Annotated in this window: 29 protein-coding genes and 2 pseudogenes; 10 read left to right on the forward strand and 21 right to left on the reverse strand. The window is 63.8% G+C overall.

Annotation, left to right across the window (positions count from 1 at the left end; translation table 11 throughout):
* Positions 1–234: hypothetical protein (locus tag ACTU6U_RS15060; protein ID WP_443469931.1), on the reverse strand; the 234-nt coding region annotated here is incomplete at its 3' end.
* Positions 231–974 carry a TnsA-like heteromeric transposase endonuclease subunit gene (locus ACTU6U_RS15065; RefSeq protein ID WP_443469932.1) on the reverse strand — a complete coding sequence of 248 codons (744 nt, stop codon included), beginning with the start codon at positions 972–974 and terminating at the stop codon, positions 231–233. The genes ACTU6U_RS15065 and ACTU6U_RS15060, both read right to left, overlap by 4 nt.
* Before the next feature lie 97 nt (positions 975–1,071).
* On the opposite strand from ACTU6U_RS15065, the gene ACTU6U_RS15070 reads away from it, so the two are divergent.
* Positions 1,072–1,380, forward strand: a complete 309-nt coding sequence (locus ACTU6U_RS15070) for a hypothetical protein (RefSeq protein WP_443469933.1) — start codon at positions 1,072–1,074, stop codon at positions 1,378–1,380.
* A gap of 255 nt (positions 1,381–1,635) precedes the next feature.
* Here the strand turns inward: ACTU6U_RS15070 and dnaB are convergent, their stop codons facing one another.
* Complete coding sequence (dnaB, locus tag ACTU6U_RS15075) at positions 1,636–3,009, reverse strand: replicative DNA helicase (RefSeq protein ID WP_443469956.1); 1,374 nt, start codon at positions 3,007–3,009, stop codon at positions 1,636–1,638.
* A 536-nt stretch (positions 3,010–3,545) separates the two neighbouring features.
* Between dnaB and ACTU6U_RS15080 the strand changes: the two genes are divergently transcribed.
* Positions 3,546–4,034 (forward strand): chaplin family protein, encoded by a 489-nt coding sequence (locus ACTU6U_RS15080; protein ID WP_443469934.1) that lies wholly within the window; start codon positions 3,546–3,548, stop codon positions 4,032–4,034.
* Here the strand turns inward: ACTU6U_RS15080 and rplI are convergent.
* The 4 genes from rplI to rpsF form a co-directional block, all read right to left on the reverse strand.
* Positions 4,006–4,458, reverse strand: a complete 453-nt coding sequence (gene rplI, locus ACTU6U_RS15085) for a 50S ribosomal protein L9 (protein WP_417509523.1) — start codon at positions 4,456–4,458, stop codon at positions 4,006–4,008. The two genes, ACTU6U_RS15080 and rplI, sit on opposite strands and share 29 nt — an antisense overlap.
* A gap of 11 nt (positions 4,459–4,469) precedes the next feature.
* Positions 4,470–4,724, reverse strand: coding sequence for a 30S ribosomal protein S18 (gene rpsR, locus ACTU6U_RS15090; RefSeq protein WP_017829850.1), 255 nt, complete (start codon positions 4,722–4,724; stop codon positions 4,470–4,472).
* Positions 4,725–4,789: 65 nt separating this feature from the next.
* The gene (locus ACTU6U_RS15095) at positions 4,790–5,302 is read right to left on the reverse strand and encodes a single-stranded DNA-binding protein (RefSeq protein ID WP_443469935.1); all 513 of its coding nucleotides are present in this window, start codon (positions 5,300–5,302) and stop codon (positions 4,790–4,792) included.
* A gap of 5 nt (positions 5,303–5,307) precedes the next feature.
* Entirely contained in the window at positions 5,308–5,676 is a 369-nt protein-coding gene (gene rpsF / locus ACTU6U_RS15100) for a 30S ribosomal protein S6 (protein ID WP_417509527.1), read from the reverse strand.
* Between the two features lie 212 nt (positions 5,677–5,888).
* Between rpsF and ACTU6U_RS15105 the strand changes: the two genes are divergently transcribed.
* Both ACTU6U_RS15105 and ACTU6U_RS15110 read left to right on the forward strand, forming a co-directional pair.
* Positions 5,889–6,971, forward strand: coding sequence for a hypothetical protein (locus ACTU6U_RS15105; RefSeq protein ID WP_443469936.1), 1,083 nt, complete (start codon positions 5,889–5,891; stop codon positions 6,969–6,971).
* Positions 6,972–7,018: 47 nt separating this feature from the next.
* Positions 7,019–7,879, forward strand: coding sequence for a hypothetical protein (locus ACTU6U_RS15110; protein ID WP_443469937.1), 861 nt, complete (start codon positions 7,019–7,021; stop codon positions 7,877–7,879).
* A 138-nt stretch (positions 7,880–8,017) separates the two neighbouring features.
* Here the strand turns inward: ACTU6U_RS15110 and ACTU6U_RS15115 are convergent, their stop codons facing one another.
* Genes ACTU6U_RS15115 through ACTU6U_RS15135 form a run of 5 tightly spaced genes read right to left on the reverse strand, consistent with a single transcriptional unit; the run spans position 8,018 to position 13,220 of the window.
* Positions 8,018–8,857: an ABC transporter ATP-binding protein gene (locus ACTU6U_RS15115; protein WP_443469938.1), complete on the reverse strand. Its 840-nt coding sequence runs from the start codon at positions 8,855–8,857 to the stop codon at positions 8,018–8,020.
* A complete protein-coding gene (locus ACTU6U_RS15120; RefSeq protein ID WP_443469939.1) occupies positions 8,850–9,659 on the reverse strand; it encodes an ABC transporter ATP-binding protein in 810 nt (269 codons plus the stop codon). Before ACTU6U_RS15120 ends, ACTU6U_RS15115 begins: the two co-directional genes overlap by 8 nt.
* Positions 9,656–10,573: an ABC transporter permease gene (locus tag ACTU6U_RS15125; protein WP_443469940.1), complete on the reverse strand. Its 918-nt coding sequence runs from the start codon at positions 10,571–10,573 to the stop codon at positions 9,656–9,658. The genes ACTU6U_RS15120 and ACTU6U_RS15125 overlap by 4 nt, the downstream gene beginning before the upstream one ends.
* Complete coding sequence (locus tag ACTU6U_RS15130) at positions 10,570–11,628, reverse strand: ABC transporter permease (protein WP_443469941.1); 1,059 nt, start codon at positions 11,626–11,628, stop codon at positions 10,570–10,572. The genes ACTU6U_RS15125 and ACTU6U_RS15130 overlap by 4 nt, the downstream gene beginning before the upstream one ends.
* An 8-nt stretch (positions 11,629–11,636) precedes the next feature.
* Positions 11,637–13,220, reverse strand: coding sequence for an ABC transporter substrate-binding protein (locus tag ACTU6U_RS15135; protein ID WP_443469942.1), 1,584 nt, complete (start codon positions 13,218–13,220; stop codon positions 11,637–11,639).
* A 145-nt stretch (positions 13,221–13,365) separates the two neighbouring features.
* Between ACTU6U_RS15135 and ACTU6U_RS15140 the strand changes: the two genes are divergently transcribed.
* A complete protein-coding gene (locus ACTU6U_RS15140; RefSeq protein ID WP_443469943.1) occupies positions 13,366–13,953 on the forward strand; it encodes an Lrp/AsnC family transcriptional regulator in 588 nt (195 codons plus the stop codon).
* Between the two features lie 64 nt (positions 13,954–14,017).
* Here ACTU6U_RS15140 and ACTU6U_RS15145 read toward each other — a convergent pair whose 3' ends face one another.
* Positions 14,018–14,371: an avidin-fold protein gene (locus tag ACTU6U_RS15145; protein ID WP_443469944.1), complete on the reverse strand. Its 354-nt coding sequence runs from the start codon at positions 14,369–14,371 to the stop codon at positions 14,018–14,020.
* A gap of 34 nt (positions 14,372–14,405) precedes the next feature.
* Here ACTU6U_RS15145 and ACTU6U_RS15150 point away from each other — a divergent pair, with 34 nt between their 5' ends.
* Both ACTU6U_RS15150 and ACTU6U_RS15155 read left to right on the forward strand, forming a co-directional pair.
* On the forward strand, positions 14,406–15,524 hold the full coding sequence (locus tag ACTU6U_RS15150; protein WP_443469945.1) for a hypothetical protein: 1,119 nt from the start codon (positions 14,406–14,408) through the stop codon (positions 15,522–15,524).
* A gap of 85 nt (positions 15,525–15,609) precedes the next feature.
* The gene (locus tag ACTU6U_RS15155; protein ID WP_443469946.1) at positions 15,610–16,527 is read left to right on the forward strand and encodes a hydroxyacid dehydrogenase; all 918 of its coding nucleotides are present in this window, start codon (positions 15,610–15,612) and stop codon (positions 16,525–16,527) included.
* Between the two features lie 14 nt (positions 16,528–16,541).
* On the opposite strand, the gene ACTU6U_RS15160 is transcribed toward ACTU6U_RS15155, so the two are convergent.
* The 3 genes from ACTU6U_RS15160 to ACTU6U_RS15170 are packed head-to-tail and all read right to left on the reverse strand — an operon-like array spanning position 16,542 to position 19,384.
* Positions 16,542–17,969 (reverse strand): CCA tRNA nucleotidyltransferase, encoded by a 1,428-nt coding sequence (locus ACTU6U_RS15160; protein WP_443469947.1) that lies wholly within the window; start codon positions 17,967–17,969, stop codon positions 16,542–16,544.
* Between the two features lie 33 nt (positions 17,970–18,002).
* Positions 18,003–18,851, reverse strand: coding sequence for a M23 family metallopeptidase (locus tag ACTU6U_RS15165; RefSeq protein ID WP_443469948.1), 849 nt, complete (start codon positions 18,849–18,851; stop codon positions 18,003–18,005).
* Positions 18,848–19,384, reverse strand: coding sequence for an ArsR/SmtB family transcription factor (locus tag ACTU6U_RS15170; RefSeq protein WP_443469949.1), 537 nt, complete (start codon positions 19,382–19,384; stop codon positions 18,848–18,850). The genes ACTU6U_RS15165 and ACTU6U_RS15170 overlap by 4 nt, the downstream gene beginning before the upstream one ends.
* A gap of 123 nt (positions 19,385–19,507) precedes the next feature.
* Between ACTU6U_RS15170 and ACTU6U_RS15175 the strand changes: the two genes are divergently transcribed.
* Positions 19,508–20,209 (forward strand): LPXTG cell wall anchor domain-containing protein, encoded by a 702-nt coding sequence (locus tag ACTU6U_RS15175; protein ID WP_443469950.1) that lies wholly within the window; start codon positions 19,508–19,510, stop codon positions 20,207–20,209.
* A gap of 54 nt (positions 20,210–20,263) precedes the next feature.
* Here ACTU6U_RS15175 and ACTU6U_RS15180 read toward each other — a convergent pair whose 3' ends face one another.
* The 4 genes and pseudogenes from ACTU6U_RS15180 to ACTU6U_RS15195 all read right to left on the reverse strand — a co-directional run.
* Positions 20,264–20,554, reverse strand: a complete 291-nt coding sequence (locus tag ACTU6U_RS15180; protein WP_443469951.1) for a hypothetical protein — start codon at positions 20,552–20,554, stop codon at positions 20,264–20,266.
* A gap of 44 nt (positions 20,555–20,598) precedes the next feature.
* Positions 20,599–21,042, reverse strand: a complete 444-nt coding sequence (locus ACTU6U_RS15185; protein ID WP_443469952.1) for a MepB family protein — start codon at positions 21,040–21,042, stop codon at positions 20,599–20,601.
* Positions 21,043–21,222: 180 nt separating this feature from the next.
* Positions 21,223–23,277, reverse strand: a complete 2,055-nt coding sequence (locus ACTU6U_RS15190; RefSeq protein ID WP_443469953.1) for a serine hydrolase domain-containing protein — start codon at positions 23,275–23,277, stop codon at positions 21,223–21,225.
* A gap of 173 nt (positions 23,278–23,450) precedes the next feature.
* Positions 23,451–23,570: pseudogene (locus ACTU6U_RS15195) on the reverse strand (LLM class flavin-dependent oxidoreductase); the annotation flags it as partial.
* A 75-nt stretch (positions 23,571–23,645) separates the two neighbouring features.
* Between ACTU6U_RS15195 and ACTU6U_RS15200 the strand changes: the two are divergent.
* The gene (locus ACTU6U_RS15200; protein ID WP_443469954.1) at positions 23,646–23,999 is read left to right on the forward strand and encodes a nuclear transport factor 2 family protein; all 354 of its coding nucleotides are present in this window, start codon (positions 23,646–23,648) and stop codon (positions 23,997–23,999) included.
* On the opposite strand, the pseudogene ACTU6U_RS15205 reads toward ACTU6U_RS15200, so the two are convergent.
* Positions 24,000–24,122 (reverse strand): annotated as a pseudogene (locus tag ACTU6U_RS15205) (LLM class flavin-dependent oxidoreductase); the annotation flags it as partial. It abuts the gene before it with no gap.
* A 258-nt stretch (positions 24,123–24,380) separates the two neighbouring features.
* On the opposite strand from ACTU6U_RS15205, the gene ACTU6U_RS15210 reads away from it, so the two are divergent.
* Positions 24,381–25,562, forward strand: a complete 1,182-nt coding sequence (locus tag ACTU6U_RS15210) for a S8 family peptidase (RefSeq protein WP_443469955.1) — start codon at positions 24,381–24,383, stop codon at positions 25,560–25,562.
* Positions 25,563–25,733 lie beyond the last annotated feature (171 nt).

Genomic DNA, 25,733 nt, shown 5'->3' on the forward strand with positions numbered 1-25,733 from the left:
AAACCCCAAACAAGACGAGTCAACTAAACCGTCAGCAGTCCCCTCCTCTTCAGAGCTGAGTTGCGCAAGCCCACCTTCCTTTGGTGACTTCAGAAGATCGATCAGTCTTATGCGGCGAGCTCTGCCGCGCGACGTGACGAGAACGACGGCGTCGGCGGAGATCTCCATGATGCTGCACAGTTCGCCGTCGTAGGCGAGCGTGCTCCCGATTCGCAACTCTGAGACCTTGCTCATGACGCCCTCACGAGGGTAGTGCCCTGCAGCATCTCATCAAGATCCGCCTTCAATAGGCCACGCCACAGCATGTGTAAAACAAGACCCCGGGCATGGTCAGCATCGCCGGTGCTGCTCGCTACCGTACGAACCGCGTGCATAAAGCTCATCGGTACAACCAAGACCTCCACTGATTTCTCAATCTGCGAGGGCTCAAACTGAAGCCCCCGCCGATAGCCAGCCAAGAACTTCACGTTCTTGACCTTCACCGAGTCATGCTCGCTTTCGATCTGGTAGCCCCACCCGCGGGCTTCGACAAGATGACGGGTCCACTCGAACTGCGCCACCACTTTCGGGTTCGCGAGGCGTCCCCGAGGCTTAACGTCAACGACTGAGAGTCGGTCATCGGCAAAGCGGAACAGAAAGTCCGGAACGTGAGTTTGCTTGGTCGATGCCTCCGCCGATTCGAGCCGGAACGGTTGCGAGCGAATCCACGTAATTGCTGGGTCAAAGTCTGCCAAGACGAGTGTCTCAAGTTCGAGCCGAGACTCGTACGCAACGTGGTCTCCCATCGTGGCTGACCAATAGAGCCCCGAATAGTGGCCTTGGCCTCGATAACTCTGAAACCGACGCCACGGTATCGCGTCCGGGAACGATGCCCAGTCGACCTCGCCCAACGGGCGGCGGACAACGGCGTCTTCTTGCATACGTATCGCGACCATCGCCGCGGGATCGTCACGAGGACCTTCAATGTTTGCCATGTCGGCATGTTAGCGAATACAGTCACTCGTTGTCAGCTATCCACTGACTACTGATTTGTCTTGAACGTGACACTTATTGTTGTGAGAGACTCACTCTGTGACAGGAACGATGGAATCCCGAGCCGAATGGTCAAGAGCCCTCTTCGGCAACAGTCATATGCTCGGCGTCATCTCCGCGATCGTGCGTCTCGAGGGCGACGAGTTCACCGTTCCGCAGATCATTCTTTCCACCGGAGTTCCTGGCAGCATCGCGCACCCGCTCGTTGCACGACTGGTTCTCACGGGTTTGGTCGAGAAGATCGGCTACGTCCCCGGCGAGAAAACCGCGTTGTACCGCCGCAACGGGTTCGATGCACTGGGGTCCCTCGTTAGTCGAGCGGAACAGCTCTCCGCCGCGAACGTCTAACGCAGCGGACGCCAAGCCCGCATCGTCGGGCCCTATCGGTTGGGACGCTATTTAGCCTCGCGTGATGCTGTCCGCGCAGGCGCGGACTTCTCGCCGGTTAGGTGTCGCAATCTTGCGGATTCAGCTGCACTCAACGTCAGCCAATATTCGCCTCAGAGCCTGATTGAGGTTCTGTAAGTGCGAGGTTCAAGTGGCGAATCCGCCAAATAGGTCGCCATGTAGCGCGGAATCCGCCACTTCCAACGGGAACCTACACTAGTTGAAGTCGCCACCCTGCGCCATGTCGGCGAAGCGCGAGTAGTGCCCCTGGAACGCCAGATTGATCGTCGCAGTCGGTCCGTTACGGTGCTTGGCGACGATGAGGTCAGCTTCGCCGGGTCGAACGTCCTTGTCATAGACCGAGTCACGGTGCAGCAGGATTACCATGTCGGCATCCTGCTCGATCGACCCGGACTCACGAAGGTCGCTGATCTGCGGCTTCTTGTCCGTGCGCTGCTCAGAACCACGGTTCAGCTGCGACAGTGCGATGACCGGCACCTGCAACTCCTTCGCGAGCAACTTCAGCGCACGCGAGAACTCCGAGACTTCTTGTTGGCGCGACTCGACGCGCTTGCCGCTCGTCATCAGCTGCAGGTAGTCGATGACGACCAGCCGCAGGCCCTCGCGCTGCTTGAGGCGACGGCACTTCGCACGAATCTCGACCAGCGTCATGTTGGGGCTGTCATCGATAAAGAGGGGCGCGTCGTTGATGCGTCCGCGGGTCGCAGCGACCGTGGTCCAGTCGCGCGGATCGAGCGATCCCTTGCGCATGTGTTGCAGTGGGATCGCGCCCTCTGCGCTGAGCAGACGCATCGCGATCTCGCTCTTGCCCATTTCGAGGGAGAAGAAGACTGCGGGCTGCTTATGGCCAATCGCAGCGGCACGAGCAAAATCGAGCGCGAGTGTCGACTTGCCGACAGCAGGCCTCGCTGCCACGACGATCATCTGACCGCCGTGCAGGCCGTTCGTCAGCTCGTCGAGCTCTTTGAACCCGGTCGGCACACCCGTCATCGACCCGTCACGGCCGCTGGCTGCCTCGATCTCTTCCATCGCAGCATCCACCGCGACCGTCAGCGGAACGTAGTCTTCCGCGGTCTGCGTGCCGGAGACCGCGTAGATCTCGGCCTGCGCGTTGTTGACCAGGTCGGTCGCGTCGCCCTGCCCGTCGTATCCGAGCTGGACGATCCGCGTGCCCGCGTCGACAAGGCGGCGCAGGATGGAACGCTCGGCGACGATGCCGGCGTAGTAGCCGGCGTTCGCCGCGGTCGGAACGATCGAGGTGAGCGTGTGCAGGTAGTCAGCCCCGCCCGCCCGCCCGAGCTCGCCCGTCTTGATGAGCTCGTCAGTGACGGCGACGACGTCGGTGGGTTCACCGTGCGAGTACAGGGTGAGGATCGCTTCGAAGATGAGCTCGTGCTTGGGGATATAGAAGTCGGCGCCCTTGAGCGTCTCGATCACGTCGGCGACAGCATCCTTCGAAAGCAGCATGCCGCCGAGCGCACTCTGTTCAGCGAGGAGGTCGTGCGGCGGTACGCGTTCGGGTTTGCGCTGCCCACCAAGACGTTCCTCCGAGATGTCGGCTATCGACACTGTGATCCCTTCGGGTACGGCTGACATGCGGACAGCTCAGGTATCAGCGGCCCCCAAGCCCGGCGACAGCGGAGTGATTTTTGCGATCAGGGCAAGCGAATCACGCACCACAGACATCTCGTCGCGTGTCCACGGTACGAGCAGGGTTATCCCCATGCAAGATGGCCTGTGGATAACTATGTGGAGAGATTGCGGAGAACTTCGGAGTGTCTGTGTAGAACGCATGTGGATAACCCTGTGGTGGGTAAAAATTTCGTTCACGTTAACGGCTTATGACCAGGGGTTTAGAGTTTCCCCAGCCTGTGGATGAAATCCGGCTTAAATCACTGATTGAAGGTTTCGCTCGACGCGAGCGGATGTGTACAACCTGGGGAGAAGTCAAGCCCGATTTTTCTCGGGCGCGTCCATTTCCGATGAGGCTGAGAACACGCCGGTCAGCAGCTAAAACACTCTGGACACGCACCACTTGCGCGCGTACGGACGAGGGCACGGCGCCTTGCGCGCCGAAGCCATTTCGCTTCGAGGGGGAGGTAAGCGTGCCTGCCGCAGCATCCCGTCAGATGCCCACAGGGGTTTTGTGGCGCGCCCTCGGCGCGCTCGCCTGGGCCACGCTCATCCGTTCCAGCAACGGCAGCACCGCGCATACAGACGAGGCACCGGGAGGCCCTCTCGACGGCATCTCTTATCTGGTCGCTTCGACGCTCGATTCTGGCGTCAGTGTCGGAACCGACGTCGTCCCCGCGGTGACCGAATCCGTGGCCGGCGCGCTGCAGGACTCTCCCGTCTCGTTGCTGAGCGCCCCGCTGCCCGACGCCGTGACCGATGGGACCGACGGCACTGCCAGCGGAACTCAGGTCGTGGCACCCGTCGCTGTTCCAGTGGACGTGACGGGCAACGCCATCGCCGCCCTGGGAGACAGCGCGGTGGTCGGCAGCCGAAAAAGCGGAGAGCCTCCGATCCGCAAGGATCGGAGGCTCTCCGGAAGGTTGTTGCGACTTACTTGGCTGCGACGACCTGAAGGGTGATGACGGCGACGACGTCTTCGTGCAGACGCACGGTCGCCTCGTGGTCACCGGTCGACTTGATCGGCGAGGTGATGGTCACCTTGCGCTTGTCGATGGCACCGAGGCCGGCAGTCGCGACAGCATCGGCGACGTGCTCGGTCTTGACCGAGCCGAACAGGCGTCCGCCGTTGCCGGCCTTGACTGTCAGGCGGACCTTCTGGCCCTCGATCGCGTCCTTGAGCGCCACGGCCTCTTCGCGGTCGTGGATCTGGCGTGCCTTGCGAGCAGCCTGGATCGACTCGACCTGCTTGGCACCGCCACGGGTCCAGCCAGTGGCCAGCCCCTGGGGGACGAGGTAGTTACGGGCGTACCCGCTCTTGACCTCGACAACGTCACCGGCGCTTCCGAGCCCGGCGACCTCATTCGTGAGAATCAGCTTTGCCATGTCAGCACCCCTTAGCGGCCAGCGCCGGCGTAGGGCAGGAGAGCCATTTCGCGTGCGTTCTTGATCGCCGTGGCGATCAGACGCTGCTCCTGCACCGAAACTCCGGTGATACGACGGGCGCGGATCTTGCCACGCTCCGAAACGAACTTACGGAGGGTTGCGACATCCTTGTAGTCAATGACGCCAACCCGGATCGACTTCGCGGGAGCGGTGGGCTTGCCACCCTTCCGCGGCTTGCGGCGGTCGCCGCTCGACTTTCCAGCCATGGTTTTTCCTTATCAATGAGATTGTGTTGTCAGGCGCGACTGCGGTCGCTGAGCCTGTCGAAGCGTTAGAACGGGGTGTCGTCGCCGAAGCTGCCCGGAGTGCTCCAGGCATCGGCGCTGGTCGAAGAACCGGGCGTGGACCACGGCTCTTCGGACACCTGCTGCTGCTGCTGAGCCGGACGCGACTGCCCGCCACCGCCACCGGCACCGCCAGAAGCAGCGCGGGTGACCTGAGCGGTCGCGTAACGCAGCGACGGGCCGATCTCGTCGACCTCGAGCTCGATGGACGTGCGCTGGTTTCCCTCGCGGTCCTGGTAGGAGCGCTGACGCAGACGGCCCTGCGCGACAACACGCATGCCCTTTGTCAGAGAACCCGCCACGTGCTCTGCGAACTCGCGCCACACGGACGCGCGGAGGAACAGCGCATCGCCGTCCTTCCACTCGTTCGCCTGACGGTCGAAGGTTCGCGGCGTCGATGCGATGGTGAAGTTCGCCACCGGCAGCCCGTTCTGCGTATAACGCAGCTCAGGGTCGGCCGTGAGGTTTCCCACCACGGTGATGACGGTTTCGCCGGCCATGAGACTCAGGCCTTCGCAGCCTTGGCAGCCTTGCGGGCAGCCTTCTCTTCGGAGCGCTTGGCCTCGGATGCAACCATGGCCTGTGCCTCTTCAGCGCGGAGGACCTTGGTGCGCATGATCTGCTCGTTCAGCTTGAGCTGACGGTCGAGCTCCTGCGTGGCCTCGCTGGTAGCGGTGAAGTTGACGACGGCGTAGATGCCTTCGGTCTTCTTCTGGATTTCATAGGCGAGCCGGCGCTTGCCCCAGACATCGACATTGTCCACTGAACCGCCATCGTTGGTGATGACCTTCAGGAACTTGTCGAGCGTGGGCGCAACCTGGCGCTCGTCGACCTCAGGGTTCAGAATGACCATGAGTTCGTACTGGTGCGTCACTTACCCACCTCCTTCGGACTTGAACGGCTTTCGAGACTCTCTCGAAAGCAGGAGGGTGTGTGCACGTGCCCGCCCTTCTCGCCACCTGATGCGGTTCGATGGGCAGACAACCACAACAGTCTAACGGAGTTGCGAGCTAGTCGCGAACAGAGACAACCGGAAGGCGCGAAACAACCGGAGGCCAGCCCGACGCCCGCGCTAACGTGGTGTCCATGCTCCGCCCCGCCCCGTTGACCGACCCGATCGATCGGCACGAGCTGCGGGACTTCATCGACCGCACCCGCGAGAGGTGGCCGACCTGGCTTCGCGCGACCCTGCTCACCATCCTCGGCCTGAGTTACTGCGGCATCCTGCTGTTCATTCTCCTGGGAATCGTTCTTGATCCCGTACCCATCGGCTTCTTCATCCTGGGCGCGTGGGTCGTCACCGGCTGCATCATCGGACTCGGCCTGCACCGGTGGTGGACTCAGGATCACCGCAGGTTCCGGCTCACCGGTTTCGCGAAGGCGAACGGGCTGCGCTACACCCCCCGCACCTCGCGAGCGCTGCCGGGTGTGATCTTCGAAGTCGGTCGGGACCGCAAGACCACCGACCTCCTGGAGGGGCACGAGCGATGGGGTCGGAGGGAGCGGGGGCGGCGCTCGGTCGAGTTCGGCAACCATTCGTATGCGATCGATTACCGGAAGTTCCACATCACGCATCGCTGGGGATATGTGGCCATCCGACTCGCGAATCCACTTCCGCACATCGTTCTCGACGCCGTGGGGAACAACTCGCTACTTCGCAGCAACCTGCCGGTCCGCTTCGACACAGACCAGCGCCTCTCTCTCGAAGGTGATTTCGACGACTATTTCACGCTGTACTGCCCCAGCGACTATGAGGTTGACGCCCTATATCTCTTCACGCCTGACGTCATGGTGCACTTTATTGACAGCGCTGCGCACTTTGATGTCGAGATCGTGGACGACTGGCTGCTTCTCTACAGCAAGAAGCCGGTGGTCACGACGGATCCGCTCACCTGGGAGAGGCTCGCGAACATGGTCGAGGCGGTCACGCGACGGCTCGACCAGTGGGAACGATGGCGCGATGATCGCCTTCGAACATCGGCGCGGTCTTTGGCGGGGGATGACTCGATGCGTCCTGCATCCGTGGTCACCGAATTTGCGAACCGTCCTCTTGGTGTCTCAGCCCGGGGGCGGCGCTTGCGGCGGCCGGTTCCCTGGGTGTTGTTCATCGTGACGGGTGTGTTCCTGGTGTTCGGCCTCTATGCCTGCGTCCAGGATTTCGCGGGTTGACCGGCATCTCACAGCATCGCCGGTGCACGCGCAGTAGCGTGGTCGGCATGCAGTGGATCTCAGATGTTTCTGTCGGCGACTGGCTACGGGACCGGCTCGATGACGACTGGTCGATTCACCACTTCGCTCCCCGTGGTTACGAGGCGTATGCGCGTATCTTCCATCCGGCCTCGGTGCGTTCGAGTTCGGATGCTGTCGACCAGCCCACCCCCTGGGGAGAAGCGGCGGCGGTCTTCGGCACGACGCTGCACGCCGAAGCATCCTGGCAGCGGCTGGTCCGCACCCCTCCGGAGGGCAACTGGCATACGCAGACCGCGCCCGACGGTCGCGAGTTCTCCGCCCCACGCGAAGGATGGCTGGATGCCAGCATCCTGAGCCGCCTCACCGGCCACCTTTCTGTGCACACGAGCACGCCGGACGAGTGCGTGTGCGGTGTCTGGGAGGGCTGGGGCGGGATGCTCGGGTTCATGGGCACCGGACCGTCACGCGCATCTCTCGCGTTCAGCGAGGACGAGATCCATCAGCAGGTGCTGGGGCAGAGCATCCGCAATCCTTTTGAGAACCCGTTTCAGCGGGCGACTTGGCAGCCCGGCATCCTCTCGGACGAGATATCGAAGGGACCGCGTCTCGAGCTGCCCGACCGCGCACACGTGCTTTTCACCGCTGCGCTGTCGACGTTCGCAAACCCGGACTGGCAGGACGAGGCGCCATGGGGCGACGAGGCGCTGAGCCTGCTCTGGCCCGCTGATCGCGCATGGGTCATGGCGACCGAGATCGACTACGACTCGACGATCGTTGCGGGTTCGAACGAGCTCGTGCGTGCGATCTGCGCTGACCCGGCCATCGAGGCGCTGCCGATCCGCGAAGGTTCGTCGCTGCCCTGGGACGCCGACGACCTCAACCGCTAACGCCGCCCGGTCCGGACAGCCAGCGCAGAAGAGTTTCGCGGCTCCCCCCGGTACTGAAACCGCGAAATCCTTCCGGGCTGGTGCCGCGGTCCACGACTGCCGCCCGAGCCCGCGGCCGCCCCGCCGCGGCAAGCGCGCTCAGCGCACGACGGGCGGGACCGTCGACCACGCCGCGCGATCCTCCGCGGACGGCGCCGCGGGAATGCGGCCGAGGCCGTCAGGCTCGGGAATCGCTGCGAGCAGCGAGCGAGTGTACGGATGCTGCGGATCAGCCCACAGTTCGTCCGTGGGGCCTGACTCCAGCACCTCTCCGGCGTACATCACGAGCGTGCGGTCGGCGATGCGCCGCACAACAGCGAGATCGTGCGAGATGAACAGCATTCCCGCGCCGACCTCGGCGACGAGATCGCGCATGAGGGCGGCGACGCTGGTCTGCGTCGACGCATCCAGCGCAGAGATCGGCTCGTCGGCAATGAGCAGCTTGGGGCGAGCGGCGAGCGCACGCGCGATCGCGATGCGCTGCTTCTGCCCGCCGGAGAACTGATGCGGGAAGCGGGCCGTCCATGCCGTGTTGAGCCCGACGCGCTCCAGCCACTCCTCGACACGCGACCCCTCGTCACCTCGCGCGAGCGCGGTCTGGATGCCGTCGTTGATCTGGTCGCCGATCCGGCGACGTGGGTTCAGCGAGGTCGACGGGTCCTGGAACACCATCTGGATTCCGGTCAGAGCCACGGACCGGCGGCGGATGCCCATCGGAAGCACCGGCATCCCATCGAAGTGCACGACACCCGAGACGATCTTCTCGATCCCTGCCGCCGCCCTCGCAAGCGATGACTTGCCGCTTCCGGACTCGCCGACCAGTGCCACGGTCTCGCCCACGGCGACCTGCACCGAGACATCGTTCACCGCGACCACCGGCGGGTTGCCGGGGTAGCGCACCACGACGTTCTGCGCGTCGAGCACGAGTGCGTCAGTCATCGCCGGCTCCTTCGTTGTCGCCAGCATCCAGTCGTGACCCCGGCAGCGCCGCGAGCAGCGTGCGCGTGTACTCGTGCTGCGGGTTGGCGAACAGTGTCGCACGGTCGGCGCGCTCGACGATCCGCCCGTCCTTCATGATGGCGACATCATCGGCGATCGCGCTCATCACGCCGAGGTCGTGGGTGACCAGCAGCACGGCGAGCTCCCGTTCGACGGCGAGGTCGCGCAGCAGCTGAAGGATGCCGGCCTGCACGGTGACATCCAGTGCGGTCGTCGGTTCATCGGCGAGCAGCACGTCGGGGTCGCAGGCCAGGGCGCAGGCGATCGCAATGCGCTGGCGCTGTCCGCCCGAGAACTGGTGCGGGTAGCGCCCGAGCGACTCCGCGGCGCGCGGCACCTGCACGGTTTCGAGGAGTTCGACGGCGCGGGCGTCTGCCGCCTTGCCCTTCAGGCCCAGGTGCACCTTCATATGGTCGGTGAGCTGGCGCCCGATCGTGAGCTGCGGATGCAACGACGCAGAGGGGTCCTGGAAGACCATCGCGATGCGCTTTCCGCGCACGCGATTCAGTGCGCGCCGCGGCATCCCGAGCAGTTCATCCTCGCCGAGCAAGATCGAGCCGGATGTCGTCGCCTTGCGCGGAAGCAGCCCGAGCACGGCGAGCGAGGTGAGCGTCTTACCGGATCCGGACTCGCCGGCCAGGCCCTGCACGCGCCCTCGCTCAAGATCGAGTGAGATGCCGTGCACGAGCGGGCGGCCGATGGAGATGTGCAGATCCCGGATGCTGAGGGCGACAGAACTCATGCGCTCGCCCCCTTCGCGGAGGAGACCAGTTCAGCCTGATTCTCGTGAGCGACCTCTGCGGTCGGGTCGAGCACATCGCGCATCGCGTCACCAAGGAAGTTGAACGCCACGACGACCGTGAGGATCGCGAGGCCGGGGAACACTCCGAGCCACCAGGCGTCGAAGTTCGACATGGCCGCAGAGATCATCGAGCCCCACTCGGCCGTGGGCGGCTGAGCGCCGAGGCCGAGGAACGACAGGCCGGACAGCAGCAGGATCGCGGTTCCGATGTCGAGCGTGGCGAGCACGAGCACGGGGCCGGCGATGTTCGGCAGGATGTCGACGAAGAGGCTGCGCACGGGTGAGTGCCCGAGCAGGCGCCCGGCGACGACATAGTTCTGCTGGCGCAGACTCAGCACGAGACTGCGGGTGACGCGGGCGTACTGTGGCCACGACACGATGACCGCGGCGATTACCGCATTAAAGAGCGAGGGACCGAGGGATGCCGCGACCACCATCGCGAGGATCACAGTCGGGAAAGCCATGAACAGGTCGGTGATGCGCATGAGAGTCTCATCGACCCAGCCGCCGAAGTATCCCGCGACGGCGCCGAGGATCGTGCCGATCACAAGCGCGGCCACGACAAGCATGAGCGCGAGTGGGATCGTCACGGTCGCGCCGGTCATCAGCCGCGAGAAGATGTCGCGGCCGTTGCCGTCCGTGCCCATGAGCGTGTCGATGCCAGGGGCCTGCAGACGCGGCAGCACCTGGGCGTTCGGTCCGAACGGCACCCACCACTGCGCGGTGAAGGCGATGATGACCCACCCCAGTGCGATGACCGAGCCGATGATGCCGAGCGGCGTGCGCCAGGCGCGCGGCCAGCGGAAGCGGATCTTCCAACGGGATGCGACCCGCTTGTCGTCCAGGGCGCTCATGCGATCCTCACTCTCGGATCCAGCACGCCGTAGAGCAGATCCACGACCAGGTTGATGACGAGGTAGATGACGCCGACCACGAGGCCGACGCCCATGATGCCCGTGAGGTCGAGGTTCGCGGCGGCGTTGTAGGCATAGGTGCCAAGACCCGGCCAGGCGAAGACCGACTCGACGAGCACGGTGCCGCTGAGCAGCGCACCGAAGGCGACGCCGACCACGGTGAGGATGGGCAGCGAGGCGCCGCGCAGCACGTAGTCGAGCACGACGCGCGGGCCCGAAAGTCCCTTCGCGCGAGCGGCGCGCACATAGTCGCTGTCGAGCACCTCGAGCACCGAGGTGCGCACGAACCGCGTGAGCAGTCCGATCGTCACGAGCGAGAGCACCATGACCGGCAGCGCGAGGTGAGATGCGGCATCGAAGAACCCGACGCTGTCGCCATTCAGCAGAAAGTCGACGGTGTAGAAGCCGGTGATCCGCGGCGGTGGCGTGATCGATGGCGAAATGCGTCCGGAGCCGGGTGCGACCCCGAGCTGCAGGAAGAAGAAGTAGTAGCTCACCAGCGCGAGCCAGAACGTCGGAACACTGAGCCCGACGAGGGTGACCACTCGCACGACCTGGTCGGTCACCAGGCCTCGGCGGTAGGCGGCGAGGGTGCCGAGCACGATGCTGACCGCGAGGCTCACGACGATCGCGCAGACCGCGATCTCGATCGTGGCGGGAACCGCGGTGGCAAGGTCCAGTGTGACGGGGCGGCCTGTGACGAGCGAAGTGCCGAGGTCACCGCGCAGCAGGTTGCCCATATAGATGAAGTACTGCACGAACAGCGGCTGGTCCAGGCCGTGCGACTTGATGAAGGCCTCGCGCGTCGCGGGGTTCTGTGCTGCGCCCTCGCCCAGAGCCGCGGAGACCGGGTCACCCGGGACGAGGTTCGTGAGCAGGAAGGTCACGATCGTCACGCCGATCAGCAGCAGGATCGACGTGCCGAGGCGTCGCAGCAGGTACCCGACCAGCGGAGAGCGGGTCGGGCGCCTGCGTGCGACAGTGGTGGTGCTCATGGAGTGAATCAGCCTGCCGGTGTGATCTCGGCGATGTCGATCTCCCAGACGGAGTTGTACACCGCGCCGGTGACGTCGCCTGCAGAGGCGATGTTGCGACCGGGGACGATCAGCGGAACGAACGGGCCATCAGCCTGCATCGCCTCAGCGAACTCGGTGAACGCAGCGGTGCGCTGCTCGGTGTCGGTCGCGCTTGCGGCACCTGCAGCGAGGCCGGCGATCTCCGGGTTGGCGTCAGCTGCCCAGCCCGCACGCAGACCGACCTTCAGGCCCGGTGCGAACGGCAGGAAGTTCGCCGAGTCCGCGTAGTCCGGGCCCCAGAACCACAGGCCGAAGCCCTCGGTGCCGTTGACGTACGCGTCGAGCTCAGTGGCGAACGGTGCGGGTGCGAGTTCGACATTGATGCCGGCATCCTGCAGCTGTGCCTGCACGCGCTCGGCGAGCGGGGTGAATTCCACGCCTCCGACCGGGTAGTCGTTCGGGAACTGCAGCTTCAGCGTCTGGCCGTCGTAGCCGGCCTCGGCGAGCGCGGCAGCGGTGCGGTCGAGGTCCTGCTCGACACCAGAGTCCAGTGCGCCTTCGAATCCGGGCGGGATGACGCCGGTGGCCTGGACGGATCCGGCCCCGGCGAGCTCCAGCAGCGAGTCGTAGTCGATCGCGTAGCGGATCGCCTCAGCGATCTTCACGTTCGCGAGGTCGCCGGCAACTTCGGGGTTCTGGTTCAGCAGCAGGAAGATCGTCTGAGCGGATGCCACCGAGTCGATGTTCACATCGTCGCCGAGGGTGGCCACCTGGTCGCCGTTGAGGTCGAGCGCGACCATGGTGTCGCCGCCCTTGAGGTTGGCGAGCTGGGTCGCGGACTCGGTGACGTTGCGGATGACGACGCGGTCGTATGCACTGGCCTCGGCGCCGTTGTACTCCTCGCTGCCGGTCAGCACGATCTGCGACGAGAGGTCGAGGGTGTCGAGCACGAACGGGCCGGAACCTGCGGACTCGCTGTCGAGGAACGCCTGTGCGGTGTCGGTTCCGTCGGTCGTGCCACCGTTCTCGATGACGACGTCGGAGTTCAGGATACCGAGGGCGGGGTTCGCGAGGATCGCGGGAAGCTGCAGCATCGGCGACTCGGTGGTGAACTTCACCGTCTTGTCGTCGACCTCTTCGATCGTGACGCCGGTGAGCAGGAAGTTCGGCTTCGCCTCGACCATGCCCTGAATGCGCTGCAGGGAGAAGACGACGTCCTTGGCTTCGATCGGAGTGCCGTCGGAGAAGACGCGGTCACCCTCGAGCGTGAAGGTGAACTCCGTCGCCTCGTCATTCTGCTCCCAGGATGCGAGCCCGGGGATCGGCGTCGATACGTCGGAGCCTTCGAAATCGACCAGAGTCTCGTACAGCGCCTTGGCCAGCATGTTGCCGGTCGGGTCGTAGCTGTGACCGGGATCTGCGGTTTCGATCGAGAAGGCGGTGTCGATCACGAGCGAGTCGGCGGCGGCTTCTCCTCCACCGTTGGCGGAGTTTCCTCCGGAGCATCCGGTGACGGCCAAGAGCGCGACAGCGCCCGCCGCGATAAATGAGTTGCGGGACAGCGAGGACATAGACCCTCCAAGGAAGGGAGCGATTCGGGGAAGGTCGGACGGCTGTGGACGACCGTGTTCAGATTGGCACGTAGGCGGACGATATGTCCAATATGCTCGCACCCTGAGACACAAATTGTCCGTAGAACTGAGAGCGGTGGCCAAGATGTCCAACATTCGAGCCTCGGATTCCGCATCCGCTGGACGAAGTGCGCCGACGCTCGATGACGTCGGCTTCCGCATTCTCGCCGCGCTTCGTGAGAACGGGCGACTTTCGATGGCGGCGCTCGCAGAGCGGGTGGGAATCTCACGCGCCGGCGCATACTCGCGAGTGGAGGCGCTTCTGGATGCCGGTGTGATCACCGGCTTCTCCGCGAATGTGGATCCTGCGAAGGCTGGTCTGTCCATCGGCGCGCACGTGTTCGTCACGGTGCATCCGCAGTCCTGGCCGTCGTTCCGCGAACGCGTGCTGGGAATGCCCGAAGTCGAGTACTGCGCCGTGACCACCGGTGAGCATGACGCGATGCTCATGATCCGCGCAACCGATGTCGGCGGAGTGCACGACTTCTCGACGGGGGTGATCGCCCAGCTGCCCGAGGTGCGCACCGTCGTGAGCGTGGTGATCCTCGACGAAGTGGTGCGGCGCCCGTTCATCCTGCCGACCGATCTTCCCGAGCGCACACCTGGTGATGCCATCGGAATGACACGGTGGACGCCGGCGCCCGGAGCTCGAGAACCGCTGCCACCGCGCTGACCGGGTCCCTGAGCTTGTCGGTCCCTGAGCTTGTCGGTCCCTGAGCTTGTCGAAGGGTGGGCCCTCAGGCAACGACCTCGGCGCAGACGCTGAGCTGCGGTTTGCCGTGCATCTCGTAGTGCTCGATGAGGCGCAGGCCGCTCTCGTCCTGCTCGATATCGCTGTCGCCTGAGCCGGTGACGACCGTGCCGTCGGCGACGAGCACGTGCACGAAGTGGATGCTGATCACGTTTCCGGTGCGGGTGCCGACGAAACGACCGAAGGTCACGGTGTCGCCGAAGTAGTCACCCCAGACGGCGCCATCCTTCTCGAAGTAGCGGAAAGTGCTGGGTGCATCGGGATCGACGACCGAGGTCGTGGAGGAGATCATCTGGAAAGTGCGGCCGTCGAGCGACGGGAGCGTGGTCTGCGTGTTCACACGTCTGATTATGGCAAGGGGTTAGCGTGGACGGGTGACCACGCCCGCCACCGGCTCTCAGCCGTTCACGTTCGATGCTCGTCCGCTGACCGAGCCCGTCGACCCGAGAGCCGTGAGTGCCTTCGCCGCGGAGATGAAGTCGCGCCGCAGCGGATCCACCACGGCGCTGACGGTGATCGCGATCGTCGTCGCAGTCATCGCCGTCCTCATCATCGTGCCGATGATGTTCGTGTTCACCGTCACGATCATCATCGGCTACAACTCCTTCATCGCCGTGCTGCCGCTGCTGTTCATCGCTTTCGTGGGAGTGGCGGTCGGGATCGTCGCATGGTTGTCCGTCCGTCGCCGGCGCGTCGCGGACTTCCGCCTCGATCGTTTCGCTGCGGCGAACAACATGACGTATACCGGTGAGGTCTCCGATCCTCCGTTGCCCGGCATGATCTTCACCCTGGGTCGCGCCCGCAAAGCGGATCAGCTCGTCCGCGGGCACAGCCCCCGTTTCGTCGAGTTCGGCAACTACCAGTACACGACGGGTTCGGGTAAGAACTCGACGACCCACAAGTGGGGCTACGTCGCGGTGAAGCTCGACGTGCCGCTGCCGAATATCGTGCTCGACGCCCTCGGTAATAACGCAATCTTCGGCACGAACCTGCCGGCGTCGTTCCAGAAGGAACAGCACCTCTCTCTCGAAGGTGACTTCGACAAGTACTTCACGCTGTACTGCCCGGCGGGCTACGAGCAGGATGCCCTGTACCTGTTCACGCCCGACATCATGGCGCGCTTCATCGACAATGCCGCGCAGCTCGACGTCGAGATCGTCGATGACTGGCTGTTCCTGTACACGAAGCGCCAGGCGTCGACGCTGGATCCGGCGACGTGGGCCTGGCTGTTCGGCACGGTCGGAGCCCTCATCACCAAGTTCGACCAGTGGGCGAGGTGGCGCGACGAGCGCCTGAGCCATACCCCCGCTGTGCACATCGAGCCGGGGTCGGGATCGCACGCGCTTCCCTTCGCGCCGCCGACGGCGATGCTGACGCCGCCGCCCGGCGTGGCACCGTCAGGGCGACGACTCAAGCGCGGTGGCCGGTGGCTCACGGTCGTCTTCGTCGCGATCTTCGCAGCCGTGTGGTTCGTGTCGCGGTTCTTGAGCTGACGACCCGATGAAGACGATGTTTGCCCTCGACCCCGGACTTGTCCACAGACTCTTCCGGCCGCCATCCCTTGCGCGCCTGAGATCGATGGTCGACATCGATCCCGGGTTCGTGATCGAGGACTTCGGCGCGGTGCCGTCTGAAGAACTCGCCACAGTCGAGTTCCTCATCACCGGGTGGGGTGCGCCGAAGATCGGCCCCGCCGAACTAAACCGGATGCCGCGTCTGCGCGCGGTCCTGCATGCCGCCGGGAGCGTCAAAGCCCACGTGGATGCCGAGGCCTGGCGGCGCGGCATCATCGTGACGACCGCGGCGAGCGCCAACGCGCGTCCCGTCGCGGAGTTCACTCTGGCGATGATCCTGCTCGCCGGCAAGAAAACCTTTGAGCTCTCCGAGGAGTATGGGCGCACTCGTCGCACGCTAAGCGTCGCCACCGGGTATCCGGGAATCGGCAACGCAGGTCGCACTGTTGGGGTGATCGGCGCATCGCGAATCGGGCGGCGAGTGCTCGAGCTGCTGCATCCATTCGATTATGAGGTGCTGCTGGCCGATCCCATGATCGATCCAGGCGACGCGCGCAGCCTCGGCGCAACGCACGTATCGCAACACGAACTGCTCGAGCGCAGCTCGATCGTCTCGCTGCACGCACCGCTCACGCCTACGACGGAGCGAATGATCGATGGCGCCTCGCTCGCGCTGCTTCCGGACGGCGCCTGCCTGATCAACACCGCGCGCGGACGGCTCGTAGACCACGATGCGCTTCGCGCCGAACTGCGCCCCGGACGCATCAGCGCCATCTTGGACGTCACCGACCCTGAGCCTCTCGATGACGACGACATCCTCTATGCGCTGCCCAACGTGGTGCTCACCCCACACCTGGCCGGTGCCGCCGGCACTGAGGTCGCACTGCTTGGCGACCTGGTCATCGAACAGCTCGCTCAGATCCTCGCCGGGCAGTCACCGGTCGACACCATCACGTTCGAGCAGCTCGCCACAATGGCGTAACCGCCGTGGGCGCGCTACCCGCGCGCGGCCCACCATTCGCGCAGGCGCTGCTCGGCGGCATGCGGCCCCAGCACACCCTCGTCGAGTCGCAGCTCGAGCAAGAACTTGTACGCCTCGCCCACGTCGCGACCGGGCCTGATTCCGAGGATCTGCTGGATCTGGTTGCCGTCGAGGTCAGGACGGATCGAGTCCAGCTCCTCCTGTTCGCGCAGGTCGGCGATGCGCGTCTCGATGTCGTCGTACGCGGATGCCAGGCGCTGCGCCTTGCGACGATTGCGAGTGGTCACATCCGCTCGGGTCAGGATGTGCAGCTGCTCGAGGCGGTCGCCGGCGTCTCGGACGTAGCGGCGGACCGCGGCATCCGTCCACGCGCCTTCGGCATAGCCGAAGAAGCGCAGGTGCAGCTCGATGAGCGTCGCCACAGCGTCCGTCGTGTCACCATCGAAGCGCAGCGCCTGCAGGCGCTTGCGCGCCATCCGCGAGCCGACCACGTCATGGTGGTGGAACGTCACCGCTCCCCCGGACTCGAGCTTTCGGGTACGGGGCTTGCCGATGTCGTGCAACAGGGCCGCGATACGCAGCGGAACATCAGGGGCATCACCCGGATGCCGCGACTTCTCGAGCTCGATCGCCTGCTGCAGCACGGTCAGGGAGTGCTCGTAGACGTCCTTGTGATGATGGTGCTCGTCGACCTCAAGGCGCAGCGCGCTCACTTCGGGCATGAACTCTTCGATGAGCTCGGTGTCGACGAGAACCCGGATGCCGCGGACCGGGTCGTCGGTCTGCATGAGGCGCACCAGTTCGCTCTGAATGCGCTCGGGGCTGACGATCTTGAGCGTTTCACGCAGTTCCGAGATCGCGGCGAGGGTCTCGTCCCCGATGGAGAAGCCGAGTTGGGCGCTGAAACGGGCGGCGCGCAGCATCCGGAGTGGATCGTCTCCGAAGCTCACCTTCGGATCGGTCGGGGTATGAAGCACCCCCGCGACCAGGTCTTCGACACCACCGGTCGGATCGACGAGTTTGATCTCTGGCACCTTCAGCGCCATCGCGTTCACCCGGAAGTCACGGCGCACGAGGTCGCCCTCGATCGCGTCACCGAACTCGACGGTCGGCTTGCGGGTCACACCGTCGTAGCTGTCAGCGCGGTAAGTCGTGATCTCGACCTGCTCGCCGCGCACACGGGCGCCGATCGTGCCGAAGGCGCGGCCGATGTCCCACTGGGTGCTCGAGATGGGGGTGACGATCTTCAGGATCTCGTCGGGCGAAGCGTTCGTCGTGAAGTCCAGATCGTTCACGTCGCGGCCGATCAGCGCATCGCGCACAGGACCGCCGACGACAGCAAGATCGAACCCGGCATCCTGGAATGCCTGCGCCACCACCGAGACGACCGGTCCTTCGGCGAGCTCGCGCAGTCGGGCGAGCCCTTCGGCCATATTCAGCATGGGTTCCAGCGTACCGGGGGAAGAGCCCTCGATTCAGGCAGCGCTCATGCGCTCCTCATTGCGCGGCAACGCATCGTGGCGCTCTGGAGCATCACCCAGCGTGATCGCGGTGAACACTATGGGCACTCCCTGCGCCAGGAACAGCGACTGTCGGTCCATGAGCTGGGCGTGCACGTGAGGTTCGGTGCTGTTTCCGGAGTTTCCGCACTGCCCGATCTGGTCGCCGCTACGCACGGTGTCACCGACACTCACGGTGACGGACCCCTTCTGGAGGTGAGCGAGCGTGGCATACAACCCGTCGTCCGTGCGAATCGTGACGTGATTACCGACGATAAAGCCAGGCCCGCCGAACTCGCGGATCATCCCTTCGACCATCAGATAGAGAAGGCCGAGCACCGTCGAACGGGCACGGTGGTCGCGGCGCCAGTCCGAGGACTTCACGACGACGCCACCGACCATGGCGAACACGGGCTGCCCGAACGCCGGGTAGTCGCTGTTCGGTTGCATCGGACCGCCCGTTCCGAACACCGGCCGCGACGCACCATTCGGTTCGTACACCAGGTCGATCGCATGCGCCTGCCCGTACATGCGGATGCCGTGACTGGGCACCCTGGATGCAGGACTGTTCATTGCCAACCAGCGCCCACGCACCGGAGAGCCGACGAGCACGGTGTCTGTGTGCGGCAGAAGACGAGGACCGACGAACACGAGCAGCGCCGTCAGCGCCCAGCCGGCGAAGGCGATGCCGACGAGCATCAACCGGATCGACCGTGGAAGCCCACCGAAAAGCGGTGACAGGACGGCGATCGCCAGGAGGATGACAGTGGAGACCGCGAGGATCAGCATCCGCGCGCGATAGACGGCGATGACGATGCCGGTCATCGCTCGGCCCCCAGCATGCAGATCATCAGCGGCACGACGCGCGCAGCAGGCACCTCGTACGTGCCGCGACCGCTCTGTCGCACCCATCCGGTGGCGACCAGCTGACGAAGGTGATGGTGGAGCTGACCTGTCGTGCCAAGTGATTCGATGGCGCCGAGATCGGCCGTCGCATGCACGCCGGCGAGGACGTGCCGCAGCAGTTCGAGTCGCACCGGATGCCCCAGTGCCGCCAGCACCTGCGAGCGCTCACCCCAATCGGATTCGAGGAGGCCCTCGGCACCGATCCCCTGCTGCCACGCCACCGGCGCACCGGTCGGCAGCGTCAGTGATCCGACCATCATCACCGCACCACCCACGGTGCTCGGATCATCGGGCAGTCGTGACTGGAGTTCGGTCAGGGCCCAGAAGGCGTCTCCTTCGGCAGGAACGCTCGTCGCCTCAGCAGATCGCGCAACACGGGACGACTCCAGTGCTGAAACGCGGGCCGCGAGACTCTGTACGGCCTCGCGGAGGTCGGCAATTTCTTCACCCATGCGTCGATAGTACGTTATTACGTACTATCGACGCAAAGCGCTCCGTCCGCAGGACGCGACGAACCGATTCTGCGTGCGGAGTGGCTGCCGGTCTTCCAGAACAACGACATCGACCTCGTTCTCATGGGTCATGACCACACGTACGCCCGCGGCTACGTGAACACCGATGCGACGGAGACCCCCGGAATCACCTCTGGCCCCGTCTACGTCGTCTCGAACTCCGGAGCGAAGCACTACGACCTCGAGACGGACGCGAAGAACGTCTGGACCAACAACGGCGCCACCCAGGTGCTGCGTGGTGCGGGCGTCACGAAGTACGACGACGGCCAGAAGTGGGTCACCGAGGCGGGCATCACCCCTCCGGCGCAGCCTGAGCCCGAGGTTCCCGCATCGCTCGTACTCGGGGCGGAGTCCGTCGTCGCAGGTGGCAAGGTAGCCGTTTCGGGTGCGGACTTCGCACCGGGCGCGGAGATCGTCTTCGAGCTGCGCTCGACGCCGGTGCGCATCGGATCAGCCACGGTTGCCGCTGATGGTTCGTTCACGGCATCCCTGACGATCCCGGCGGAAACTCCGGCAGGCGCGCACACGCTCGCCGCGATCCTCCCCGACGGCACCGAGGTGACCGCGGCTCTCACCGTGACCGCCGCTGCCAGTGACGTCGGACCTGGGGCCGGGGACGATGGGACTACCGGCTCTGGTGGTTCTGCCTCTGGCGACCTCGCAACGACCGGTGCGGACAGCACCGCACTCATTGCGGGTGCTGTGCTGCTTCTCGCGATGGGCCTCGGCCTGTTCGCGATGCGCCGTCGCATGCGTGCGGAGTAACTCACGACAGAGGGTGCGCCGCCAGAGGCTCTGCTCCGGCGGCGCACCGTCGTTTCAGCCTGGATAGCCAGTGATGTCGCGGATCTCCTGGCTGTGGCGGCGCCTCATCGCGAGAAGAGAGACGCTCATGAACGCTCCTCCGATGAGCGCGATGGCCAACAGGATCCAGACGCCGAGGTCGGCGTCGACCAGACCGAGCGCGAAGACAACTATCAGCGTGGTGATGAACGCGAATCCCTCGATCACGGCGAACGCGATGAAGAAGCGAGTCTGTCGCTGCTGGTGCTGACGCCTCAGCTGGTCGACACGATCGTCATTCGAACTGCCGTTCAGCGAGTAACTCATGGCTGAAGCGTACCGGCCCGCTCTACACCGCGATCGTGCTGCCATCACGCGGATAGCTCAGTGAAAGCGCCAGTTTGGGCGCGTTGAGTGCGAGTCGCCTGAGCGTTCAAGTTCGTGCACCATGTGGGGTAAACCCGAAATCCCCTCTTCCCCGGGGCAAGAGAAGACTGAACAATACCGAGTCCCACCAGATGCTCGCGAGAAAAAGTGAATACCCCGAACCGTGCCCCGTCTTTCACGAAGACCATGAGGCCCTCGCAGCTATCAGTGCTCTCAAACGGTTGAGTCTTTCCCGTTGGCGATCTTTTCCACACCGCTACGAATGCACCCGGCTTTGTTGGAGTGACTCGCGCCGTCCGGATGCGCCAGCTGCCCGAACCTATCTCTACTCGACCGGCCTCATAGTCGCTGTCCTGCTCCTCTGAGACAATCTCCGAAGCGGCCAAGCCTGAACGAAGTCGATACTCTTCGAAGGCCGAGAACTGCATGACCGCAGCCTAACAAGACCCCGAGAGCCTCTTGGCTAGGGATGTCAGAGGTGCTGCTACCTCCACAGCGGAGCGCCGCGGTGGACTCAGATCGCGTATCTCTCGACCGGGCCCTCCCTCGTTCGGCTTCCAGCCGAGCGAGGGGGCTACATGCTTCGCGAACGAGATCATTAAATCGCCTCAGGTCCTCTCAGCGCTGAGAGTGACGGTCTCGCCCGCCTTTCCAAACACGACGACCAATGATCCGGCTGGAAGTATGCTCGAGCCGGCCGCAACGTCGATCGCGTGACCGTCCTGTGTGTAGGCACGCCAGATGCCGCCGACCGACTCAAGTCGCGTATCGGCCGGTACGGACAACCATTCCGCAGCCGAATCGTCGCCGATCTCTATCCGCACCTCGCCTTCTTCGAGCTGGGGAAGAAACTCGACAGGACGATACGTTCCCGAGCCGTGCTGCACCCACTCCTCGCCATCGCGGGAGAAGATGCGCAGGTCATTCATGTCGCGCCCGTTCACCGCGGGGAGCTGCACGAACATCGCTGCCACTTCGTCACTGCCTCGCGGATCAACGGGCGTCGAGCCCTGGGCGTGAGTGACCCACAGGTAACCGGTGTCATCCGGATCTGCCATGGTGAGAGTTGGGTTGCCGTTCCAGAGCAATGAGTCCGAACGCTCGTTAGTCATCACCCATGTTCGGCCCACGCGTTGCTCCCAGGCAGCCTCGAGCGCTCCGTTCGGTGAAACCTTTTCACCGAGAATCGAGGTGTCCAGAAAGCCTCCCGACTGATCTGGAAGCTGAAGGACAAGGTAAGTCCGACCCCAAGCAACACGCGTTTGCAACGACCGAGATGGCTCGGTCGTCCGCCAAAAGAGGCCGTCTTTGCGTAGCGTGTAAGTCTCGGGTGGCAGCCATTCCCCGCCGGTGTACGCGTTCACTTTTAGCGAGCCCTCGGGTGTTGCTTCAACGCGAACCAATATCGACCCCGCGTACGATCCGGCCATCGCGGCCAGTTCTTCATCTGTAGCCGTGGCCGGCTCCTGGCCCTTTTCATCCAAAGTCGCCGGTTGGAGCGCAGCCCCATCGATTTCGCTGATCGCGCTACGCAAGATCGTCTGAGCGAGAGTGCTCAGCATCCCCGAGCCGAGGTGGCGTCCGGCGGCAGTGATGATCACGCCGACATCGGAATCTGGCGCAAGCATGAAGGTCGCGTGGTAATCCACGGTGTCACCACCCTTGGTCCACCCGCGTGCCCCCACCGCTGCCAACCCGGGGTCCGTCACCGTGTCCCAGCCGAGGCCGTACTGGAACGTGGTCGTAGAAATGGGCTCGAGTGTGCCAGCTACCTGGTCTAGCCCCATCTCCTCGATCGCAGCGGCTGAGAGCACCTGCGTTCCCCGCCACGTTCCGTCGCCAAGTAGCACCTTCGCAAGTCGTGCCATCTCCTGAGGGGTCGAGAAAATCGCACCGGACGCATGGAGGTTGAGGTATTCCGCTGGCTGGGTGACGCCCTCGACGATCACCGGTGCGAAACTATCTGGGTCCAACGCGATCGTGGGGTATATCGTGCGGGTCATACCAAGAGGCTCGAACACTCGGGCATCGACGTACTCTGTAAAGGGCATGCCGCTTACACGCTCGACGAGAAGTCCGGCCATCGTGAAGCAGTCGTTGCAGTACACCGCCACTGAGCCTGGAATGCTCTTTAGCCGCGACTGCGCTAAGTTGCCGAGCATCTGCCCGGCGTAGTCGGTGAACGGGCTGGTCGTGAAGCCATTGGCATAGTCGGTGCCGGGAAACCCCGCCGAGTGGTTCAGGAGCATGCGCACCGTGATTTGCGTAAAGTTTGGATCGGCCATCCGAAAGTCAGTGATGTAATCGGTGATCGAGGCATCGAGGTGCACCAGACCCGCGTCTACTAGCTGCATCACCGCCACCGTGGTGATCATCTTGCTGACAGATCCGATGCCGTACAGCGTCTCCGCTGTCGGCGGGGCGCCGTCTGTATCCACGGCCCCGAACGTTGCTGACCACGCCACCTCATCGCCGGTTACCAAAGCCAGAGAAAGCGACGAGGCATCATGCTCAGCGAGCAACGCCTCTGCATCCGCGCTCGCAATCGAGGCGGTATGCGAAAAGTCCGGGGCATTCCGGGCCACTGCGGTGGCTACGGCGACAGTCGCAACCACGGCTGCGCAGACCGCGAGCACCACGTAGACACGCAATGTTTTTCCCATTCTGTACTCCTTTGTACTGATGGGGCCGGGGCCGACGTCGAGCTGGGACACCACCTCACGCCATATGCAGCAACCTCACCCCCGCATGCGCTTGATTTTCCGGCATCGCACTATGCCGCACAAGAGGCTGTGTTGCGCAGGCAAATTGCTCGTGCTGCATTCGACACCATTGCTTACATCGGGTGTCCCTCGACCGGGCCATCTGTGTTCGGCTTCCAGCCGAGTTCAGGTGCGACGTATTTCGCGAATGATTCGAGCACGTGCAGGTTGTAATCGACACCCAATTGGTTCGGGGCAGGCCTATAAGGGCGCATGGGCGCCCCGGATACTATTGATCCATGGAAGCCGGTGTAGCGCTACGAGGGCTCATGTCCGCAATCGATGAGCATCGTTGGGATGACCTTGAGCAGTACCTTCACCCAGAGTTTCTCTGCCATTTGGTACACACAGGTGAGTCGTTCTCCCGCACCGAGTGGATTCAGTTCAATGCGGGCTACCCAGATTTTGACCGATTGAAGATTGAGGAACTTGTGGCGGCCGAGGCTGAGGCCGCCTGTCGTTCCCATGTCACCAGTCGAGGGGCCGCAGGAACCGAGCATTTTTCCTGCGCAAGCTTTGCGCGCATGGCCGACGGTCAGATCCTTCAGCTCACCGAGGTCTGGACTGATGTAGGACAGCAGGCTCCTCCGGATACTCGTACATCAGTCGCTGATCCGGCGTAGTCAGATCGCGTATCCCTCGACGGGGCCTTCCGTGTTCGGCTTCCAGCCGCGTTCAGGTGCGACGTATTTCGCGAATGATTCGAGCACGTGCAGGTTGTAATCGACACCCAATTGGTTCGGTAGTCGTTAGCGTGGTACGCGGTTCAAGCGCAGATAGTAGTCCGCGCGGGATTCGTTGAAGTCGGCTCGGAAACATCGTATGTCGATGGCATGGGCCAGGACGTCATCGAGCATATTTACCGAATTCACTCGACGCTGTCCATTTGAACTGCGTCGAGTGGCCGGAAGCTAAGCTTGTGTGACGCCGGAGGGGGCTGCGATATCGATGGAAATCAACGTGAACTTTGAGCAAGTACTCAAGGCCGATGGTGGAGAGGGCCTTTGAGTTCTCAACCCCGCGTGCGGCGGATGCTCGTAGCTGGTGTGATCTTAGGCTCGCTCGGGCTGTCTTTCGCGTCAGCGGCAAGCGCCGATACCGACGCTGACGCTCTCTGGTACCTCGATGCCATCCAGGTTTCCGCTGTGCACGATGCCGGAATCACTGGAGAAGGCATCACGATCGCGGTGTTCGATGACGAGATCGATCCTGATCTCCCAGGGCTTCAGGACGCCGACATCGAGATTCGAGAACTTGAAGGATGTCCCGCCCCCATCGCGGTGCCGTACAACGGCACCGTCCTCGAGGGACACGGATCATCCGTGACATCGTTGCTCGTCGGAAACGGAACATCAGAGTCTGGCGCGGGGCCCGTAGGTGTCGCTCCCGGGGTGAAGATTCTCTTCTACGGTGTGCTGAACACCGAATGCCCTAACGGCACGAACTTCACCCGAGCGCTCGATGACGCAGTCGGTGCGGGCGCCGACATCGTCAGCTTTTCCGGTGGCACTGGAGTACTTGCCGTTGGTAACGAGGCCGAGGTCGCGAGCGTGACCGCGGCACTGCAGGCAGGCGCGCTGATCGTCACTGCGCTTCCAAACGAGGACACCACGCTCATTTCGACACTCACAACGATGAATGGTGTTGTAAATGTAGCCTCCTTCGATGTCGCATCAAACGCGGCTCCGTGGCCCGATGGCACACCGATGACGTTCGAAGATGTCGACGTCTCCGCACCAGGAATCGACGTGTCCGGCGTCGGCTGGGATGGCACCTGGGGAACGTCTCCCTGGTCGGGAAATTCCGCAGCGACGCCCCTCGTGTCAGGTGTCATCGCACTCGCCATGCAGAAATGGCCAGACGCAACGCCGAACCAAATTCTGCAATCGCTCATCCACAACACCGGCACCGCCCCACACGACCTGGCCTGGTCAGACACTTTTGGATACGGCCCTGTCAACGCCACCCGCATGATCGAACACGATCCGTCTCAGTATCCAGATGAGAATCCACTGTTCACCGACGACCAACTCCCCACACCCGACGATGTCTACCCCGCGCCGACACCAGAACCAACCGCACCACCCGCCACCGGGGCTGGAGCGCTACCGTGGGTACTCGGCGGAAGCACCGTAATCATCGTGGGAATCGGAGTCTCAGTGGCGCTCTTGCGTCGGAAGAAGTAAGAAGAAGTCCAAGGCCTATAGCCCGAACGTCTGCACACCCACCATGTTTGACGCGGAGGTGGCAATGGCTAGCAAGCTGAAGCAACAGCCGTGGCCGGTTCTATCGGAAGCTGCCTTGGTGTGGAAGGGGACTGCTGACGGTTTAGTTGACTCCAACGCTGTGAGGATTTC

This window comes from Microbacterium zouquanmingi (assembly GCF_052266695.1).
Lineage (GTDB): Bacteria > Actinomycetota > Actinomycetes > Actinomycetales > Microbacteriaceae > Microbacterium.